Origin of the sequence: Micromonospora radicis, assembly GCF_003583405.1 — a bacterium.
Classification (GTDB): domain Bacteria; phylum Actinomycetota; class Actinomycetes; order Mycobacteriales; family Micromonosporaceae; genus Micromonospora; species Micromonospora radicis.
In genome coordinates, this window is the sequence record NZ_QXEC01000008.1 from 12,304 (window position 1) to 29,276 (window position 16,973).

General features: G+C 72.9%; 21 protein-coding genes and 1 tRNA gene. 12 read left to right on the top strand and 10 right to left on the bottom strand.

The genetic code is table 11. The annotated features are described in order from the left end of the window. Nucleotide 1 precedes the first annotated feature (1 nt). The 5 genes from D2L64_RS10360 to D2L64_RS10380 are packed head-to-tail and all read right to left on the bottom strand — an operon-like array spanning nt 2 to nt 4,047. Complete coding sequence (locus D2L64_RS10360; protein ID WP_119574832.1) at nt 2-1,351, bottom strand: sensor histidine kinase; 1,350 nt, start codon at nt 1,349-1,351, stop codon at nt 2-4. Beyond that, nucleotides 1,348-2,370 (bottom strand): ATP-binding SpoIIE family protein phosphatase, encoded by a 1,023-nt coding sequence (locus tag D2L64_RS10365; protein ID WP_199714497.1) that lies wholly within the window; start codon nt 2,368-2,370, stop codon nt 1,348-1,350. Before D2L64_RS10365 ends, D2L64_RS10360 begins: the two co-directional genes overlap by 4 nt. After that, complete coding sequence (locus tag D2L64_RS10370) at nt 2,358-2,777, bottom strand: ATP-binding protein (protein ID WP_119574834.1); 420 nt, start codon at nt 2,775-2,777, stop codon at nt 2,358-2,360. The genes D2L64_RS10365 and D2L64_RS10370 overlap by 13 nt, the downstream gene beginning before the upstream one ends. Continuing rightward, nucleotides 2,774-3,187 carry an STAS domain-containing protein gene (locus tag D2L64_RS10375; protein WP_119574836.1) on the bottom strand — a complete coding sequence of 138 codons (414 nt, stop codon included), beginning with the start codon at nt 3,185-3,187 and terminating at the stop codon, nt 2,774-2,776. The genes D2L64_RS10370 and D2L64_RS10375 overlap by 4 nt, the downstream gene beginning before the upstream one ends. Further along, nucleotides 3,187-4,047 (bottom strand): STAS domain-containing protein, encoded by an 861-nt coding sequence (locus D2L64_RS10380; RefSeq protein ID WP_119574838.1) that lies wholly within the window; start codon nt 4,045-4,047, stop codon nt 3,187-3,189. The genes D2L64_RS10375 and D2L64_RS10380 overlap by 1 nt, the downstream gene beginning before the upstream one ends. 163 nt (nt 4,048-4,210) lie before the next feature. Here D2L64_RS10380 and D2L64_RS10385 point away from each other — a divergent pair, with 163 nt between their 5' ends. Beyond that, entirely contained in the window at nt 4,211-4,567 is a 357-nt protein-coding gene (locus D2L64_RS10385; RefSeq protein WP_119574840.1) for an STAS domain-containing protein, read from the top strand. Nucleotides 4,568-4,575: 8 nt separating this feature from the next. Here the strand turns inward: D2L64_RS10385 and D2L64_RS10390 are convergent, their stop codons facing one another. Continuing rightward, nucleotides 4,576-5,889: an MFS transporter gene (locus D2L64_RS10390; protein WP_119574842.1), complete on the bottom strand. Its 1,314-nt coding sequence runs from the start codon at nt 5,887-5,889 to the stop codon at nt 4,576-4,578. A 113-nt stretch (nt 5,890-6,002) separates the two neighbouring features. Here D2L64_RS10390 and D2L64_RS10395 point away from each other — a divergent pair, with 113 nt between their 5' ends. The 4 genes from D2L64_RS10395 to D2L64_RS10410 all read left to right on the top strand — a co-directional run bounded on the left by D2L64_RS10395 (nt 6,003) and on the right by D2L64_RS10410 (nt 7,889). Next, entirely contained in the window at nt 6,003-6,623 is a 621-nt protein-coding gene (locus tag D2L64_RS10395) for a FadR/GntR family transcriptional regulator (protein WP_407663080.1), read from the top strand. A 39-nt stretch (nt 6,624-6,662) separates the two neighbouring features. After that, complete coding sequence (gene mscL / locus D2L64_RS10400) at nt 6,663-7,124, top strand: large conductance mechanosensitive channel protein MscL (protein ID WP_119575149.1); 462 nt, start codon at nt 6,663-6,665, stop codon at nt 7,122-7,124. A gap of 82 nt (nt 7,125-7,206) precedes the next feature. Next, entirely contained in the window at nt 7,207-7,485 is a 279-nt protein-coding gene (locus tag D2L64_RS10405) for a hypothetical protein (RefSeq protein WP_119574846.1), read from the top strand. 29 nt (nt 7,486-7,514) lie between these two features. Beyond that, nucleotides 7,515-7,889, top strand: coding sequence for a hypothetical protein (locus tag D2L64_RS10410; RefSeq protein WP_119574848.1), 375 nt, complete (start codon nt 7,515-7,517; stop codon nt 7,887-7,889). A gap of 61 nt (nt 7,890-7,950) precedes the next feature. Here D2L64_RS10410 and D2L64_RS10415 read toward each other — a convergent pair whose 3' ends face one another. Continuing rightward, complete coding sequence (locus D2L64_RS10415; protein ID WP_119574850.1) at nt 7,951-9,153, bottom strand: benzoate/H(+) symporter BenE family transporter; 1,203 nt, start codon at nt 9,151-9,153, stop codon at nt 7,951-7,953. A gap of 55 nt (nt 9,154-9,208) precedes the next feature. Here D2L64_RS10415 and D2L64_RS10420 point away from each other — a divergent pair, with 55 nt between their 5' ends. After that, nucleotides 9,209-9,847 carry a helix-turn-helix domain-containing protein gene (locus D2L64_RS10420; protein WP_233558898.1) on the top strand — a complete coding sequence of 213 codons (639 nt, stop codon included), beginning with the start codon at nt 9,209-9,211 and terminating at the stop codon, nt 9,845-9,847. Between the two features lie 2 nt (nt 9,848-9,849). Here the strand turns inward: D2L64_RS10420 and D2L64_RS10425 are convergent, their stop codons facing one another. Next, entirely contained in the window at nt 9,850-10,944 is a 1,095-nt protein-coding gene (locus D2L64_RS10425; RefSeq protein WP_119574852.1) for a helix-turn-helix domain-containing protein, read from the bottom strand. Between the two features lie 62 nt (nt 10,945-11,006). Here D2L64_RS10425 and D2L64_RS10430 point away from each other — a divergent pair, with 62 nt between their 5' ends. From D2L64_RS10430 to D2L64_RS10450, 5 genes are read left to right on the top strand one after another with little or no spacing between them, the layout of a single operon-like run. Next, the gene (locus D2L64_RS10430) at nt 11,007-11,726 is read left to right on the top strand and encodes a PP2C family protein-serine/threonine phosphatase (protein WP_119574854.1); all 720 of its coding nucleotides are present in this window, start codon (nt 11,007-11,009) and stop codon (nt 11,724-11,726) included. A gap of 55 nt (nt 11,727-11,781) precedes the next feature. Then, nucleotides 11,782-12,120: a PadR family transcriptional regulator gene (locus tag D2L64_RS10435; RefSeq protein ID WP_119574856.1), complete on the top strand. Its 339-nt coding sequence runs from the start codon at nt 11,782-11,784 to the stop codon at nt 12,118-12,120. Beyond that, nucleotides 12,117-12,923, top strand: a complete 807-nt coding sequence (locus D2L64_RS10440; protein WP_119574858.1) for an ATP-binding cassette domain-containing protein — start codon at nt 12,117-12,119, stop codon at nt 12,921-12,923. Before D2L64_RS10435 ends, D2L64_RS10440 begins: the two co-directional genes overlap by 4 nt. 11 nt (nt 12,924-12,934) lie before the next feature. Further along, the gene (locus D2L64_RS10445; protein ID WP_119574859.1) at nt 12,935-13,627 is read left to right on the top strand and encodes an ABC transporter permease; all 693 of its coding nucleotides are present in this window, start codon (nt 12,935-12,937) and stop codon (nt 13,625-13,627) included. Between the two features lie 48 nt (nt 13,628-13,675). Next, nucleotides 13,676-14,905, top strand: coding sequence for a hypothetical protein (locus D2L64_RS10450; RefSeq protein WP_233558899.1), 1,230 nt, complete (start codon nt 13,676-13,678; stop codon nt 14,903-14,905). Nucleotides 14,906-14,963: 58 nt separating this feature from the next. Here the strand turns inward: D2L64_RS10450 and D2L64_RS10455 are convergent, their stop codons facing one another. Both D2L64_RS10455 and D2L64_RS10460 read right to left on the bottom strand, forming a co-directional pair. Continuing rightward, nucleotides 14,964-16,046: an NAD-dependent epimerase/dehydratase family protein gene (locus tag D2L64_RS10455; RefSeq protein WP_119574863.1), complete on the bottom strand. Its 1,083-nt coding sequence runs from the start codon at nt 16,044-16,046 to the stop codon at nt 14,964-14,966. A 164-nt stretch (nt 16,047-16,210) separates the two neighbouring features. Then, nucleotides 16,211-16,708, bottom strand: coding sequence for an anthrone oxygenase family protein (locus tag D2L64_RS10460; RefSeq protein WP_119574865.1), 498 nt, complete (start codon nt 16,706-16,708; stop codon nt 16,211-16,213). Between the two features lie 143 nt (nt 16,709-16,851). On the opposite strand from D2L64_RS10460, the gene D2L64_RS10465 reads away from it, so the two are divergent. Next, nucleotides 16,852-16,923, top strand: a tRNA-Lys gene (locus D2L64_RS10465). Nucleotides 16,924-16,973 lie beyond the last annotated feature (50 nt).

The window sequence follows — 16,973 nt, forward strand, 5'->3', positions numbered from 1 at the left end:
GTCACGTCCCGTCCGCCAGCAGCGAGACCGTGAAGGTGCTGCCCCGTCCCGGTTCGCTGGTAAGCCTGAGCGTGCCGCCGAGCAGGTTCACCAGTCGCCGGGCGTACGGCAGGCCGAGCCCCGTACCGCCGACCCGGGACGGGCCCGGCACCTGGTAGAACTCCTCGAACACCCGATCCTGGAACTCCGTCGGGATGCCCGGCCCGGTGTCGGAGACGAGCAGTTCCCAACCGGCGTCCTGTCGTCGCGCCCGCAACCGGACCTCGCCCGCGGTGGTGAACTTCAGGCCGTTGTGCAGCAGGTTGCGCAGTACCTGGGCGAGCAGCACCTCGTCGGTGCGGACGGTGGCCGGGGTCGGTGGTTCCTCCACCACCAGCTCGACCTCCGTCCCGATGCGCAGCGCCCGGAGCGTGCCCCGCAGCTGGCCGAAGACCGCCCGCAGGTCGACCTCGGCCCAGTTCGGTTCGATCCGGCCCGACTCCGCCTTGGCCAGGTCGAGCAGCTCGTTGACCAGCGTGAGCAGATCCGACGCCGACGAGCGGATCAGCCCGACCTGGCGTTCCTGTTCGGCGGTGAGCGGGTCGGACGCGGAGTCGGCCAGCAGCCGGGCCAACCCGATGATCGCGGTCACCGGTGCCCGCAGCTCGTGGCTGACGTTCGCCAGGAAGCGGGTCTTCGACTCGCTGGCCGTGCGCAGCTGCGCCGACTTCTCGTCCAGCTCGGCGTAGAGGGCCACCACCCCTCGGTTGGTCTCCTCCAACTCGTCGGTGAGCTGGTGGTAGAGCGCGAGCACGCCGCGGTTGGTCTGTTCCAGCTCCTCGTTGAGGCGCGCCAGCTCGTCGCGTTGGCTGCGTACCTCGTCCAGGGCCGCGATCAGCTGCAGGTTCTGGGTGGCGAGTTCCTCCTCGGCGGTGCCCGGCGCGCTCTGCCCGAGTTGGGCACGCAACTGCGCGAGACGCTCCGGGGAGAGCGCCTCGGCGGCGAGTGGCACACGACGGGACATCCTGACGACCGTAGCGCCCTCGTCGGTCACCACGCCCAATGTGTCCACCAGGCGCGCCACGGCACCGGACTCCGGTTCGTACCGTCCGCCGGGCAACGGGGCCACCGGAGTGAGGTCGACTCGCAGGTGGCGTCGGCCGTCCGCGCTGTCCACGACGACGAAGAACACGTCGGCGCCGCCGACGCCGCGCAGCAGGTCCCGCGCCACCTCGCTGAGCGCGGTGGCGATGCGAACCTGGTCCTGGTGCTCCAGGCCGACCGCGGCGGCGACCTCCCGGCCCCGCTGGCGCACCACGAAGATGTCCTGCTCCACCCGCAGCGCCATCTGCAACAGCGGGGCGCCACTCATGACCAGGACCTCGCCACCAGCACACCGGCGTCGTCCCGTCGGATGCCGGCATCGCGCAGCAGCGTGGCGGCCATCACCAGCGGCGACCGGGCGGCCAAACCGGGGTAGTCGGCGAGTTGCCAGCGGTCGACCACCCCGTCGGTGTGCATCACCAGCAGGCTGCCGGGGTCGAACGGGTAGTCGTACTGCCGGATCGTCGGGCGTTGGTGTCCGGCGATGCCGGGCAGCGAGACCAGCCCGCGCTGCCGGCCGTCCCCGGTGGCCACCACGCCGGCGATGTTGCCGAGCCCGGCGTACCGCAGCACCCCGGCCACCGGGTCCGGCTCGGCCACCGCGAGCGCCGCGCCGCGGGTGTGCGACAGCGCCCGGTGCAGGTGCCCGACCACGTCGGCCGGGGAGGACGCCGGGGCGTTGCGGAACGCGGTGAGCGCCGCGTCGGTGGCCGCGGCGGCCAGCGGCCCGTGTCCCAGGCCGTCGGTGACCAGTACCTGTCGTCGGTCGCCGACCGCCCGCCAGGCGTAGCCGTCTCCGCTTACCGTCTCGCCGGCCAGCGGTCGGGCGAGGCCGCCGACCCAGGGCCGTTCGGTCTCCGCGTCGGCGAACACCTGCACGGCGATGACGGTGCCCCGGCCGGGCCGCGAGTACGCGTCGAACCAGCTGGCCTGCCGGACGATCGCACCGAGGCCGATACCGAGGGTGCCGGTGGTGGAGTGACCGTCACGGACCGAGTCGTCGACGTCCGCCATGCCCGGCCCGGAGTCGACGGCGATCAGCTCCACACCGGCGTCCAGGTCACGACGGACCGGACGGAGCAGCAGCACGCCGTCCACGGCGTGCTTGATCAGGTTGCTGGTCAACTCGGCGGCGACGATGGCCAGGTCGGCGATCCGGCCTTCGGGCAGTCCCAACTGGACGCCCAGCCGCTCGGCTGCCCGGCGCACCGCACTGCCGGCGCTGCCGCTCTCCACGCGGAACCAGGTGCCGCGGTCGGTGACCGGTTGGGCCGTCACCGGGACCACTTGGTGATCGTGATCCGGGTGCCTTGACCGGGGGCGGTCTGGATGTCGAACTCGTCCACCAGTCGCCGGGCACCGCTGAGACCGAGGCCGAGGCCACCGCCGGTGGTGTAGCCGTCGGTCAGCGCCAACTCCAGATCGGCGATGCCGGGGCCGGAGTCGGCGAAGACGATGGTGATGCCGGGCCGGCGGCCGTTGTCGACGGCGGCCACCTCGACGCTGCCGCCACCGCCGTAGACCAGGGTGTTGCGGGCGAGTTCACTGGCCGCGGTGACGACCTTCGTCTGGTCGACCAGGGAGAGCTTGGCCGCCACCGCCACCGTACGCACCAGTTGACGGACGCGGACCACGTCCTCGTCGCTACCCACCGCCTGCGTCTGCGGACGGCCCAGGCCGACGCCGCTGGTCATGGTGACGCCGTCGGCTCTGCGTCCGGACCGTCGAGGAACTCGTCGAGGTCGTCGTGATAGCGGTTGGCCGCGATGAGTTCCATGCCCCGCTCGACGTTCAGCGCGGTGCGGATGCCGTTGAGCGACAGGCCCAGCTCCACCAGGGTGATGGCGACCGCCGGCCGCATCCCGACCACCACGGTCTCGGCGTCGAGCACCCGGGAGATCGAGGCGATGCTGGAGAGCATCCGCCCGACGAACGAGTCGACGATGTCGAGCGCGGTGATGTCGATGATCACGCCGTGGCAGCCGGTGGCGACGATCCGCTCGGCCAGGTCCTCCTGGAGCGCGACGGCCGTCTGGTCGGACATGTCGACCTGGATGGAGACCAGCAGGATGTCGCCGATCTTGAGGATCGGCACCCGCTCCATCACGCCTCCCGGCGCGGCTGGCGCCGGCCGGCCTCGACGCCGGTGAGCCGCAGCACGTGCCGCAGCGCGTCGGCGAGGCTGGCCTTGGTGGCGATGTCGCCGAACTCGATGCCGAGCGCGACGATGGTCTGGGCGATCTGCGGTCGGATCCCGGAGATGATGCAGTCGGCACCCATCAGTCGGGCCGCCACCACGGTCTTCAGGATGTGCTGGGCGACCTGGGTATCCACCGCCGGTACGCCGGTGATGTCGATGATCGCGTACGGCGAGCCGGTGTCGACCAGGGTCTGCAGCAGCCGCTCCATCACCACCTGCGCCCGGGCCGAGTCGAGGGTGCCGACCAGCGGCACCGCCACCACACCCTCCCAGAGCTTGACCACCGGAGTGGAGAGTTCGAGCAGTTGCTCGGCCTGGTCGGCGATCAGGCTCTCCCGGGTCCGTACGTAGCTCTCGAAGGTGAACAGGCCCATCTGGTCGACCAGCGCGGAGAAGACGACGTAGTCGCGCAGCGTCCCGGCGCTCTGGTCGTCCTCCATGACGCTCAGCAGGGCGTCCTTGAGCGCGAACACACCGGTGGCGGTCTCGGTGGCGGAGAAGCCCTGGCGGGCCTGGCCCCGGGACAGTTCGACGAGCACCGCGCGCAGCTCGGTGGCCTCCTCGGCCGTCAGGTCGACCGCGCCCTTGCTGAGCGTGTCCACCAGCACCCGGTGCAGCTCCTGCACCTGCCGGAGCAGCTCGGCCTGGCTGAGACGGCCGCGCAACTGCCCGGCGACGACCTCGGTCCACCGTTGGGTGACCCGCTCCACACGGCTGGTAAGCAGATCCGCCAGTCGACCGCTTTCGTCAGTGCTCAAAGCCATGACCTAACCCCCCTCGACCTGGACCGGCCGGACTCTATCACCGCAGACCCGCAAATACTTGTCCCAGGGCAATGGAATGGCGACGGCCACCTGATCCCTTGCCCGTTCTGCGTACCACGGCTCCGGTGGGATACCGTTCCACCGATAACAGGAGGTCTGGCGAATGTCCTTGACGGTGCACACGGAACAGCGCGGTGACGTGGTCGTAGTAGCGGTCGCGGGCGAACTGGACATGGCCACCGCACCGCAGCTGCAGGACCAGATCACCGACCTGCTCGACAAGGGGCGCAGCCGCCTCGTCTTCGACCTGTCGGACGTCTCGTTCTGCGACTCCACCGGCCTGTCGGTCTTCGTCCGCGCGAAGAACAGCTGCGACGAGGCCGGCGGCGTGGTGCGCCTGGCCGCCCCCCAGCGGGGCGTGCTGCGCATCCTGGAGGTGAGTGGTCTGGTGGAGGTGCTGCAGACCTACCCGACCGTCGACCAGGCGGTCGCGGGCGAACCCACGCCGGCCTCCTCCTGACCGTGGGATCAACGCTCGTCCTCGATGTAGCGGGGACGAGCGATCACCATCCCGGCAGCCGTCTGCACCGCGAGCGCGGCCAGCAGGAAGCCGATCGGCCCTGACCAGCCACCGGTGACCTCGTGCAGGATCCCGACCAGCAGCGGCCCGAGCGCGGCGATGACGTATCCCATGCTCTGCGCGAAGGCCGACAGCGCCACCGTCCCGTCGGCGGTCCGCGCCCGCAGGCCGATGGTGGCCAGGATCAGCGGGAACGCCCCCTGACCGAAGGCCAGCAGCACCACCCACAGCACCGCACCACCGCGCGGCGCCAGGGCCAGCCCAAGGTAGGCCAGAGTGGACGCGGCGGTCAGCGCGAACACCAGCGGACGCAGGTTGCCCAGCCGCCCGGCCAGCGTCGGCATGAGCAGCGCGATCGGCACGCCGAGCGCGGTCACCCCGGCGAGCAACAGGCCGGCGTCCTGCGGCCGGAAGCCCGCCTCCCGGAACAGCACGGCCAGCCAGCCCATGATCGCGTACGCGCTCAGCGACTGCGTCCCGAAGTAGATCGCCATCGCCCAGCCGAGCCGGGTACGGGCGGGCCGGATCCGGACCCGGGCCACGCCGCCGGCCGCCCGGCCCGTCCGGGCGGGGGCGGGACGGGCCCGCAGCGCCGCCGGCAGCCACGGGAGCACGGCCACCGCCGCGAGCCCGGCCCAGACACCGAGCCCGGCCCGCCAGGAACCGAAGGCGTGCGACACCGGCACCGCGGTCGCCGCCGCCGCCGTCGCGCCAACGGTCAGCGCCATGGTGTACGCCCCTGTCACCAGCCCGGTACGCCCCGGGAAGTGCTGCTTGACCAGCATCGGCAGCAGGATGTTCGCCACCGCGATGCCGGCCAGTGCGAGCGCGCTGGTGAACAGGAACACCAGGGCGGAGCCGGTGAGTACCCGCAGCAACTGCCCGACGGTGAGCGCGAGCATCGCCAGCACCAGCAGGCGGGACGGTGACAGCCGGCGGACCAACCACGGGGTGACGGCGCCCAGCCCGGCGAAGGCGACGGCCGGCAGGGTGGTCACGATGCCGGCCATCGTGCCGGAGAGCGCCAGTCCGACGCGCACCTCGTCGAGCAGCGCGCCGAGGCTGGTCATCGCCGCCCGCAGGTTGAGCGCCACCAGCAGCATCCCGGCGAGTACCAGCAGCCAGCCGGGGGCACGCGCCCCGGCGGTGCCCGGGACGGCCGGGTCGGCGGTGGTCACGACGGCGGCCGGAGTGATCGGGGTGGTCGGCCCCTCGGTGCTGGTCGGCGGAGCGGCAGGGGGGCCAGCGGGTGACGGGGGCATGACCTCGAACCTACAATCATGGGATGAATTCCGGCGAGAGGTTGTAACCAGTGCCACCGTCAGTTGATTCCGCGTCGGTCCCACCCCGCGGCCGGCGGGTCCGGGAGACCATCATGCAGTTGCGCCAGCGGATCCTGGCCGGCGAGTGGCCGGTGGGCAGCCGGATCCCGACCGAGCCGCAACTGGTCGAGGCGCTCGGTGTCGGGCGCAACACGGTGCGCGAGGCGGTCCGGGCGCTCGCCCACGCCGGGGTGCTGGAGTGCCGGCAGGGTTCCGGGACGTACGTCGTATCCACCGACGAACTGGCGCCGGTGGTGGCCCGCCGCCTCACCGACGACCGGATGACCGAGGTGATCGAGGTACGCCGCGCCTTCGAGGTGGAGGCGGCACGGCTGGCCGCGCGCCGACGTACCCCCGAGGACCTGGCCGCGCTCGACGACGCGCTCGACGTCCGCGAGGCCGCCTGGCACGGCGGCCGGGTCGACGAGTTCGTGGCCGCCGACGCGGCGCTGCACACCGCGGTGGTGGCGGCGGCGCACAACACCATGCTCGCCGAGCTGTACGCCTCCATCGGCACCGCCATGCGCAGCACCGTCGCCCAGGCGATGGGCGACGCGCTGACGCCGGAACGGCACGTCGACCACGCCCGACTGGTGGCGGCGATCCGGGCCGGCGATGCGGAGCTGGCCGCCCGGGAAGCCGGGGCATTTCTGGAGCCGTCGCCCGGGGCATAGGTTGTCCCCGACGGAATACGGGACACCTCGGGAGTGCGGATGCTCAAGGGCTTCAAGGACTTCATCATGCGCGGCAACGTCGTCGACCTCGCGGTCGGCATCGTCATCGGCGCCGCGTTCACCGGGCTGGTCACGGCCTTCACCAGCTCGTTCCTTCAGCCGATCATCAACCTGATCGGCCAGGGCCCCACCGGCGAGGGAGCCCAGTTCGAACTGGGGGAGGGCAACCCCGTCACCTGGGGGGCGTTTCTCAACGCGTTGATCACCTTCCTGCTCACCGCCGCGGCGCTGTACTTCCTGGTCGTCTTCCCGATGAACAAGCTGGCCGAGCGGCGCCGGCGGGGCGAGGAGCCGCCGCCGGCCGCGCCGAGCGAGGAGATCAAGCTGCTCACCGAGATCCGCGACGCCCTGGTCGCCAGCGGCCGGGCCACCCCGGTCCAGCAGCGCGGCGCACTGGACGACGTACTCGGTGGCCGGGAGGAACCGCCCACCGGGCGCTGAATCCGGGCAGCTGCACATCGGCCCCTGCGGGAATCCCGCAGGGGCCGCCTCGCGTCGTACACATGTTCGATAGAGTCCCGCCATGGAGCAGCGAAAGCACTGGTGGAACGGGAAGTGGGGACGGCTGGCCCGGCGGGACGTCTTCCTCCGGGTCGACGCCGACCGGTGGCACGTCGAGCAGCGCGCCGGCGGCGCCGAAGGGGCCTCCCGGTTCTACGAGTACGACACCCTCGACGCGGCCGAGGAGACCGTACGGGCGCTGCTCCAGGGGCCCGACACCTGGCGTGAACTCTCCCCCCGCCCCCCGTCCGGCTGGACCACCCCGCCGGAGATCGGGGTGACGGATGGGGGCGGGGTTTAGCCGCGACGGCGGGCGGGAAGGGCGTGGGGATGGAGCAGCAGGGGATCGATCAGCAGGCGACCGTTTCGCGGGTCACCACCGGGATGCGCGTGGTCGATGCCGCCGGCATCGACGTGGGCACGGTGGATCTGGTCCAGCGCGGTGATCCCAACGCGGTGACGGTGCAGGCGCCGACCGCCGATCCCGGTGGCAGCCTGGACGAGTTGATCGAGTCCGCCGCCGTCGAGGAGCCGGACGTACCGGCCGACCTGGCCGCCCGACTGCTGCGTACCGGCTACCTCAAGGTCTCCACCGACCTCGTCCCCACCGGCGCGGTCTACGTACTGGCCGACCAGATCGCCACCATCTCCGCCGACGAGGTCCTCCTCGACGCCCTGGCCGCCGACCTCCCCACCGAATCCTGACCCACCCACCCCCGAGCCCACCTCGTTGATCATGAGGTTACCGGCGGGGGCAAGCGCTTACCTAGCGGCCAACCTCATGATCAACGCTGGTGGCCGGGGCGGGCGCAGCAAGCGGGGTGGGGCGCGGGAAGAGGAGGTAGAGCAGGACGCCGGCCAGCAGGCCCCAGAAGGCGCCACCGATGCCGGCCAGTGAGACGCCGGAGGCGGTGACGACCAGGGTGACCACCGCGGCCTCCCGGGCCGCCGGGTCGACCAGCGCCGAGGTGAGCGCGGTGGCCAGCGCACCGAGCAGGGCCAACCCGGCGACCGCCTCGATCAGCACCGGCGGCGCCCAGCCGACCAGCGTGGTGACCGCGCCGGCACCCAACCCGAGCAGGGCCAGCCCGACACCGTTGGTGACCGAGGCGATCCAGCGACGGTCCGGATCCGGATGGGCGTCCGGGCCGGCGGCCAGGGCGGCGGTGATGGCCGCCAGGTTGACGGCGTGCCCACCAGCCGGGGCGGTGACGATGCTGGCCAGCCCGGTGGTCCGCAGCGCGGAGCCGAGCGGCGGCCGGTAACCGTAGCCGACCAGTACGGCCGTGCCGGGTACGTTCTGCGCGGCCATGGTCACCAGGAACAGCGGCAGCGCCACCCCGACCAGGGCGGGCAGGCTCCACTGCGGCGCGGTCACCTCGATCACCGGGCGCAGACCGCCGCTGCCGCCACCGGCCGGGGTGCTCAGCACGATCGCCCCGACCGCCACCACCAGCGCTCCGGGTACCGCCCAACGCCGGGCGAACCGGTGCAGCACCAGCCAGCTGAGCAGCACCGGGGCGGCCAGCATCGGCACGTCGACGAGCGCGCGGACCGGGGCCGTGCACAGTGGCAGGAGCACCCCGGCGAGCATCGCCGCGGCGATCGGCTTGGGGATCGCCGCGACGGCCCGCCCCAGTGCGGGGAAGAGCCCGGCGGCCACGATGAGCAGGCCGGAGACCAGGAACGCGCCGACGGCGACCGGCCACCCGCCGGGAACCGGACCGGTGGCGACCAGCAACGCCGCGCCGGGCGTGGACCAGGCCACGCTCATCGGTATCCGGTGCCGCAGACCGAGCCAGCCGGCGCAGAGCCCGGACGCCACGCAGAGCACGAGCAGCCCGGAGGCGGCCTGCGCCTCGGTGGCCCCGACCGCCCGCAGCCCGGCCAGCACCACGGTGAACGAACTGGCGAAGCCGACCAGCGCGGCCACCACGCCCGCCAGCACCGGTTGCATCCGACCCGCCACGCCACACCCCCGTACGTTCCGTTTACGGAACAGCAGTGTGTAGCACCATAGCCAGGTGCCGCAATCACCGTCACCGGGCCCCCAGCCGATCGCCGCCGCCCTGAGTCGGCAGGGCGGGGCCGATCCGGACACCACGGCGATCGGGAGCCGGGTCCGCGCCCTACGCGAGGCGCGCGGGATCTCCCTGTCCGCCCTCGCCCGCCAGGCCGGAGTGGGCAAGGCGACGCTCTCCGGGCTGGAGAACGGCGTCCGCAACCCCACCCTGGAGACGCTGTACGCGATCACCGCACAGCTCGGCGTACCGCTGGCCGCCGTACTCGCCGAACCGGCCCCCGGGCCCACCACCGACGGGATGCCGGCCGGGCCGACCGTACGCGGGGCGGCGGTCAGCGCCACCCTGCTGGAGGTCTTCGAGGACACCGACGCCACCTACGAGCTGTACCGGATGCGGGTCGCGCCCGGCCCGGGCCAACTCTCGCCCGCGCACCAGGCCGGAGTCACCGAACACGTCACCGTCTTCGCCGGGGTGCTGCGGGCCGGCCCGGCCGACGCGCCGCTGACCGCCCCGGCCGGTGGGCACCTGCGCTGGACCTCCGACGTGCCACACGTCTACGCCGCCGTCGGCGACGACGAGGTGACCGCCAGCCTCCTGCTCCGCTACCCCCGCAGCGACGAACAGGGCCCCCGGCGGTGAGTTCAGCCCTCCGGCACGGCGAGGCGCTGCCGTACCGCCCAGAGCGCCACCTCGGTACGCGAAGCCGAGCCGGTCTTCCGAAGCAGGTTCGACACGTGCACGGTGACCGTCCGGACCGAGATGCCGAGGGCGCGGGCCACCTGCTTGTTGGACATCCCGGCGACCAGGCAGTCGAGCACCTCGACCTCCCGTCCGGTCAGGCCGGCGGGAGCGGCGTCGACCGGGGCGACGGAAGCGGCGTCGGAAGCGGCGTCGGCCGGAGCAGCAGGGGTGGCGGGAACGGCCGGGGTGGCGGGGGCCGGAACGGTCCGGGCGGAACCGGTCTCGGTCGGCCGGAGTAACGCGCCGGGATCCTGCCCGGCGTGTGCGGCGAGCAGTTCGGTGAGGGCGTACGGGTTGCCGCCGGTGTGCTGCCAGACCCGGTGCACCAGCCGGGCGTCGGCGGTCGGGCCGCCGTACACCTGGCGCAACACCTCGGCCACCTCGGCCGACCGCAGCGGCCCCAGATGCTGGCGCACCACACCGCGCACCCCGCAGAGGCGGGCCAGGGTGCGGCCGGTGAGGGCGGGTGCGACCGCGTGCGCCGCGGGCCTGGTCGCCACCACCAGCAGGGCCGGCAGGCCGTCGGCGGTGGCCAGTTCGCCGACCAGGTTGAGGCTCGCCGGATCCAGCGCGTGCAGATCCTCCACCACGAGCACCGCCGGGCCGGCACCGACCAGCGTTCGGACGGTACGCACGGCCAACCGGAGCAGGGTGCCGGGGGCGTAGCGTTCGCGCGGCGCGGTGGGCTGCTGGGCGAGCCAGGCCAGGGCGTCGGCGGGGAGATCGAGTCGGCGGGTGTCGCGCCCACTGAGTACGGCGGCCAGCCAGTCGTACGGGGCGGGACTGTGCACCCGGGCGGCGCCGTTGAGTACCACGTCCGGCCGGGGCGTGAAGCCGTCCAGGGCGGCTGCGACCAGCAGGCTCTTACCTACGCCCGCGCCGCCGGTGACGACCGCGACCGCTGGCGAGCGCCGGCGAGCGCCGACCACGGTGGACCAGGCCCGGTCCAGCTCAGCCAGCTCACCGGCGCGCCCGACCATGGACACCGGCAACATTCCTCAACCCTACGCAGTAGTGCGTAGAGACGCGGGAAGGGTCTTCTTGGCAAGCTTGTCCCATGACGCTGATCCTCCGCTCGGCCATCCTCAACGACATCGGCCTGGTCCGTACCAACAACGAGGACTCGGCGCTCGCCGGCGAGCGCCTCGTGGCGGTGGCCGACGGCATGGGTGGGCTGCCCGCCGGTGAGGTGGCCAGCGAGATCGTCATCCGGATCCTCGACGAGCTGATCCCGCCGGCCGCTCCGGACGCCGCCGCCGACGCGCTGCGCGCCGTGGTGAGTACGGCCAACCAACGCATCCACGCGGCGATCGTCGCCGACCCGGCACGCGACGGGATGGGTACGACGCTCACCGCGGCCCTGCTCGCCGGTGACCAGCTGGTGCTCGCCCAGGTCGGCGACTCCCGCTGTTACCTGCTCCGCGACGGTCAGCTCAGCCAGCTGACCCGCGACGACACGTTCGTGCAGGCGCTGGTCGACCAGGGTGCGTTGACGCCGGACCAGGCCCGGCACCATCCGCAGCGGTCGCTGGTCACCCGGGCGGTGCAGGGCGCGGACGCGCCTCCGACGATGGGGATGCTGGCGGTGGCCGCCGGGGATCGGCTGCTGCTGTGCAGCGACGGGCTCTCCGACTACGTGCCCGACGACGCGATCGCGGCCACCCTGGGTATGCACGCCGACCGGCACCAGTGCGGGGAGCAGTTGGTGAAGCTCGCCCACCAGGCGGGTGCGCCGGACAACGTCACGGTCGTGGTCTCCGACGTCGTCACCGCCTGATCCGCCGCCCGCTAGGTAGTTGTGCCATCTAGGTAGCGCCACTAGGGTTCGGCGGGTGGATCCCGACCGTCGTGGGCAATGGCTGCGTGGAGTGCTCGACCTCTGCGTGCTCGCCCTGCTGCGCGACGGCGAGTCCTACGGCTACCAACTCGCCCAGGCGCTCGACACGGCCGGTGTCGGGCCGATCCAGGGCGGCACGCTCTACCCGGTGCTGCTGCGGCTGCAACGCACCGGCCTGGTCACCGCGCAGTGGCGGGAGGGTGACTCCGGCCCCGCCCGGAAGTACTACCAGCTCACCGCCGAGGGGCGGGCGGCGCTGCGGCAGGGCGGCAACGCCTGGCTGGCGTTCGTGGCGCCGGTGACCGACATCGTCACGAAGGGGGTCGACGGGTGAACGCCGACGAGTGGCTGCGGGTCTTCGCGGCCGAGCTGCACCAGCGCCGGGTCGCGGTCGACGCCGCCCGACACGTGGTCGCCGAGGCCGCCACGCACCTGCGTGAGGGCGGCGGCGACCCGTGGCTGGTCTTCGGTTCGCCGCAGGCGTACGCGGCCACGATCGTGGAGAGCATCGGCACCGCGCCCGCCCCACGCCCCGGCCCGGTCCGGTTGGACGCCCGCGGCATCACCAAACGGTACGGCCGACGCACCGTGCTGCGCGACGCGGCGCTGACCGTACGGGCCGGTCAGATCGCCGCGGTGGTCGGCGCCAACGGCTGCGGCAAGAGCACCTTCCTGCGGATCTGCGCCGGGCTGATCTCCCCCGACGCCGGGGAGGTGACCGTCTCGGGTCGGCTCGGCTACTGCCCCCAGCAGGGCGGCACCGCCGACTTCCTCCTCCCCGACGAGCACTTCGTACTGGTCGGCGCCGGGCAGGGGCTGACGCGGGAACCAGCCCGGCAGGCCGGCCGGGCAGCGGCCCGACAACTCGGCTGGGAGGCCGACCGGGACGTGCCCGCCCGGCACCTCTCCGGCGGCACCCGGCAGAAGCTGAACCTGACCATGTCCACCCTCGCCGCACCGGACGTGCTGCTGCTGGACGAGCCGTACCAAGGCTTCGACCAGGGCAGTTACGTCAACCTGTGGGACCAGTTGGTCCGGTTGCGGGACGAGGGACGGGCCATCGTGGTGGTGACCCACCTGCTCAACCAGCTCGACCGGGTCGACGTGGTGCTCGACCTCACCTCCTCCGCCAAGTAGGGAGAGCACTCATGAACCGGCTGGTCACCGTGGCCGAGATGACGTTGCGGGAGTTGACGCGCCGTCGGGGCGTACTCCTGCTGCTGTTGTTGATGCCGTTGGTCTTCTGGATGATCCGGCGGGACTCGTACGTCGGGCAGTCGATCCGGGCGCTGTTCCTCGGCATCAGCTGGGCGGTCAGCACGGCCGCGCTCTTCGCCGCCAGCGGCGCCCGCGAGCTGGAACCCCGGCTGCGGCTCGCCGGCTACCGGCCGCACCAGCTGTACCTCGGCCGGATGCTCGGCCTGTGGGTGCTCGGGCTGGCCGTGGCGGTGCCGTTCTTCCTGCTCACCGTCATCGACGCGAACAACCTGCGGTATGCCGGGATCGCCCTGGCGATGCTCTGCTGCGTGGCGGTGGCCGCGCCGTTCGGCATGTTGATCGGCGCGCTGCTCCCCCGCGAACTGGAGGGCACCCTGCTGCTGCTCACCGTGGTGGCCATGCAGATGCTGCTCGACCCGGCCAGCCCCGGCGCGAAGCTGACCCCGTTCTGGTCCAGCCGCGAGATCGCCACCTGGGCGGTGGACCACACCGACGCCGGCTACCTGAGCCGGGGCCTGCTGCACGCGGCGGTGGTCACCGTGCTGCTGATCGTGACGGTGGCGGGCGTCTTCGGCGTCCGGTTGCGCCGTCGCCGGCATCTGCACCACGCGCCGCTCACCTGAGCAGCGGCGAAAGCTGGTGTTCGGCGGCGCACCGCCTAGCATCACGGGGTGCACCTGAGAACCCCCGCCGCCGTGGTCGCCCTCGGCGTCGCAGTCACCCTCCTGTCCGCCTGCGGCCCGTCCGTGCCCCGGGCCGATCCGCGCAGCGTGCAACCGCCGGTGGTTCCCGCCGACGGTGCCGCGCCCAGCGCCGAGGTCGCCGAACAGCCGGGTGGGCAGCCGGGTGGGCAGGCCACCCCGCCGGCCCGCACCGGCCTGGGCGGCGGCCCCAGCGGCGCTACCGGCGGCACCCGCCCGGTGGCACCGGCCGCGCCGACCGGTGGCGCACCCACCGGCAATCCGGCCGGCGCGGTGGCCGTACCGGCGGCCGCGCGGGCCGTCGACACCTCCCGGCCGACCCGTACCGTCGGCACCGGCACCCCGGCCAGCTGCACGTCCACGGCGGTGGTCCGGGCGGTCGCGGCCGGCGGCATCATCACCTTCGACTGCGGCCCCGACCCGGTGACCATCGAGATGCGGGCGACCGCGAAGGTGCGCAACGCCAACGGCCCCCAGGTGGTGCTCGACGGCGGCGGCAAGGTCACCCTCAGCGGGCAGGGCAAACGCCGCATCCTCTACCTGAACACCTGCGACCCGTTGCAGGGCTGGACCACCACGCACTGCCAGAACCAGGACCACCCGCGGTTGACCGTGCAGAACCTGGTCTTCGCCAACGGCGACGCCACCGGTCAACGCACCGACGGCGGCGGCGGTGGCGCCATCTTCGTACGGGGTGGCCGGCTCAAGGTGGTCAACTCGCACTTCGTCGACAACCGCTGCGACCGGACCGGGCCGGACCTGGGCGGCGCCGCCATCCGGGTGCTCGACCAGCACGACAACCAGCCGGTGTACGTGGTGAACAGCAGCTTCACCGGCGGATCCTGCGCCAACGGCGGGGCGCTGAGCAGCATCGGCGTCTCCTGGGAGGTACTCAACAGCACACTGCGCCGCAACACCGCGGTCGGCGAGGGCGCCAACCCGGCCCGCCCCGGCACGCCGGGCGGCGGCAGCGGCGGCGCCATCTACGCCGACGGCAACGAGTTCTCGGTACGCATCGCCGGCAGCACCATCGAGGACAACCAGGCGAAGGAGGGCGGTGGCGCCATCTTCTTCGTCAGCAACAACCGCACCGGCACCCTGCGCATCGAGAAGTCGACCCTGCGCCGCAACCCCAGCCGCGGCTTCGAGACCCACCCCGGCATCTTCTACCAGGGCTCCGGCAACAACCCCCTCCGCTGAACCTCCGGATCGTGGCCGGCGCCGTCGCCTGGCCTGGCGTGGCGCCGTGGCCGGCGTCTCAGTAGGGGTTGCCGTGGCCGGCGGCGCGGGCCCGGGCGAGGGCGGCCGGACGGCCGGGCAGGGTGGGTGCGCCGGACAGCGGCGGGCTGTCGGTGTGGGCGCGTTCGGCGATGCCGGCGAAGAGTTCCTTCAACGCGTCGACCGCGTCGACCCGGGGCCGCCACCCCAGCTCGCTCTCGGCCCGCTCGCTGGACATCAACGGCGCGTTCAGGGCCAGCTCCACCCATCCCGCGTCGATCGGTTGCAGCCGGGCCCGCCAGGTCAGCGCGGCGGCGGCCCGCAGCATCGGGGCGGCCACCGGCACCGTCCAGCCGTGGAAGTGGCGGGCCACCAGCTCCGGGGTCAGCACCGGGTCCGCGGCGACGTTGAAGGCACCGCGCGCGTCACCGAGAACCGCCCGGGCGTACGCGTCGGCCACGTCGTCGGCGTGCACCGCCTGCATCCGCAGCCGCCGGTTTGCCGGCACCAGCGGCAGCCGCCCGTAGCGCAGCAGCCACACCGGCACCAGCGGCCCGAGAAAGTACCGGCTGATCTCGGTCCCCGCCTCCCGCTGGAAGATCAGCCCCGGGCGCAGCCGGACCAGCCGCAGCCCCGGGTGGGTCCGCTCGATCCCGTCGAGCATCTCCTCGACCGCCGCCTTGTCCCGGCTGTACGACGACCCGGTCACCCCGGTCGCCGGCCAGCGCTCGCTGACCGGCAGGTTCTTCGGCCCGGGCGCGTACGTCCCGACCGACGACGCGTACACCAGGGCCGGCACCCCGGCGCGCAGCACCGCGTCGACCACCGCCCGGCTGCCGCCCACGTTGGTCCGCCGCAACACCTGCTGGTCGTGGCTAGGCTGGATCTGCCAGGCCAGATGCACCACCGCATCAGCACCGGCGAAGACCTCGGTCAACTCGTCGGCCGCACCGGGCAACCCGATGTCGCTGGAGTGCCACCGCACCCCGTCGTACGGCTCACCGGCCTGCGGTCCCGGCAGCCGACGCGCCACCCCGACCAGCTGGACGTCCCGCTCCCGCCGCAGCCGGCGCAGCAGCGCCGTACCGACGTTCCCGCTCGCCCCCACCACCACGATCCGCATGGCCGGTCCGTACCCGGTCAGTCGCTTTCCAAGCGCGACCGCCCCGACGTCTCTCGCCACCCGGCCCCGGCAGTCCCCGCCGCGCGGCCGGTGTCCGCCCGCGATGCCCGCCGCCCGGCCGGTGCCCGCAGCGCCCGCAGTGCCCGCAGTGCCCGCCGCCCGGCTCACCGGGCGAGCAGGGCGCCGATCAGGCAGGCGAAGGCGGCGACCGAGCTGACCGTGCGGACCAGGTTCCAGCGCACCCACGGCCTCTCGAACCGGCGCCGAACGGCCGCCAGATCGGTGATCCCGTCGACCGACCCGGCGGCGTCCAGCAGGTTGTTGAGCGGCACGTTGCACCGCATCGTTACACCGACCGTGACCAGCTGCCCGACCAGCGCGGCGACCAGCCAGCCGAGCACCGCGCCACCGGCACCGGCACCGGCACCGGCACCGGCACCGAAGTGCCCCACCACGGCCACCGCGACCAGCACCGGCCCGCCGAGGAACACCGACAGGAACCAGCCGTTGAGGATCTTCCGGTTGATCGACTGCATCGTGCCGACCAGCGTCCGGTCGTCGGTCGCGCCCAGACCCGGCATGACCGAGCAGGCGTACGCAAAGAACAGCCCCGCCACCAGCCCCGTACTGAAGATCGCCCCCACCAGTACGGCAGCCCGCATCACGCCGATCCTCCCCCGCGTCGACCCCGCCGATCCTGCCAACCCGGCGCCACCCGCACACCCCCGCCCGACGCCCGCACCAAGCGACGCCCGCCCGACAGCCGCGAGCCCGATCCGGCGAGTGTCCGGTAACCTGAGCGCGCGGGCCGCTAGCTCAATGGCAGAGCTGTGGACTTTTAATCCATAGGTTCAGGGTTCGAGTCCCTGGCGGCCCACTCTTACCCAGGTCAGCGGCCCTTTGCGGAGTCGCCGCCTTTGTCAGCAC

What these genes read in the sequence shown, in the direction of transcription:
- D2L64_RS10360 (WP_119574832.1), bottom strand. Translation starts at nt 1,351, where the DNA reads ATGAGTGGCGCCCCGCTGTTGCAGATGGCGCTGCGGGTGGAGCAGGAC.
- D2L64_RS10370 (WP_119574834.1), bottom strand. Translation starts at nt 2,777, where the DNA reads ATGACCAGCGGCGTCGGCCTGGGCCGTCCGCAGACGCAGGCGGTGGGT.
- D2L64_RS10375 (WP_119574836.1), bottom strand. Translation starts at nt 3,187, where the DNA reads ATGGAGCGGGTGCCGATCCTCAAGATCGGCGACATCCTGCTGGTCTCC.
- D2L64_RS10380 (WP_119574838.1), bottom strand. Translation starts at nt 4,047, where the DNA reads ATGGCTTTGAGCACTGACGAAAGCGGTCGACTGGCGGATCTGCTTACC.
- D2L64_RS10385 (WP_119574840.1), top strand. Translation starts at nt 4,211, where the DNA reads ATGTCCTTGACGGTGCACACGGAACAGCGCGGTGACGTGGTCGTAGTA.
- D2L64_RS10390 (WP_119574842.1), bottom strand. Translation starts at nt 5,889, where the DNA reads ATGCCCCCGTCACCCGCTGGCCCCCCTGCCGCTCCGCCGACCAGCACC.
- D2L64_RS10395 (WP_407663080.1), top strand. Translation starts at nt 6,003, where the DNA reads ATGCAGTTGCGCCAGCGGATCCTGGCCGGCGAGTGGCCGGTGGGCAGC.
- mscL (WP_119575149.1), top strand. Translation starts at nt 6,663, where the DNA reads ATGCTCAAGGGCTTCAAGGACTTCATCATGCGCGGCAACGTCGTCGAC.
- D2L64_RS10405 (WP_119574846.1), top strand. Translation starts at nt 7,207, where the DNA reads ATGGAGCAGCGAAAGCACTGGTGGAACGGGAAGTGGGGACGGCTGGCC.
- D2L64_RS10410 (WP_119574848.1), top strand. Translation starts at nt 7,515, where the DNA reads ATGGAGCAGCAGGGGATCGATCAGCAGGCGACCGTTTCGCGGGTCACC.
- D2L64_RS10425 (WP_119574852.1), bottom strand. Translation starts at nt 10,944, where the DNA reads ATGTTGCCGGTGTCCATGGTCGGGCGCGCCGGTGAGCTGGCTGAGCTG.
- D2L64_RS10430 (WP_119574854.1), top strand. Translation starts at nt 11,007, where the DNA reads ATGACGCTGATCCTCCGCTCGGCCATCCTCAACGACATCGGCCTGGTC.
- D2L64_RS10445 (WP_119574859.1), top strand. Translation starts at nt 12,935, where the DNA reads ATGAACCGGCTGGTCACCGTGGCCGAGATGACGTTGCGGGAGTTGACG.
- D2L64_RS10455 (WP_119574863.1), bottom strand. Translation starts at nt 16,046, where the DNA reads ATGCGGATCGTGGTGGTGGGGGCGAGCGGGAACGTCGGTACGGCGCTG.
- D2L64_RS10460 (WP_119574865.1), bottom strand. Translation starts at nt 16,708, where the DNA reads ATGCGGGCTGCCGTACTGGTGGGGGCGATCTTCAGTACGGGGCTGGTG.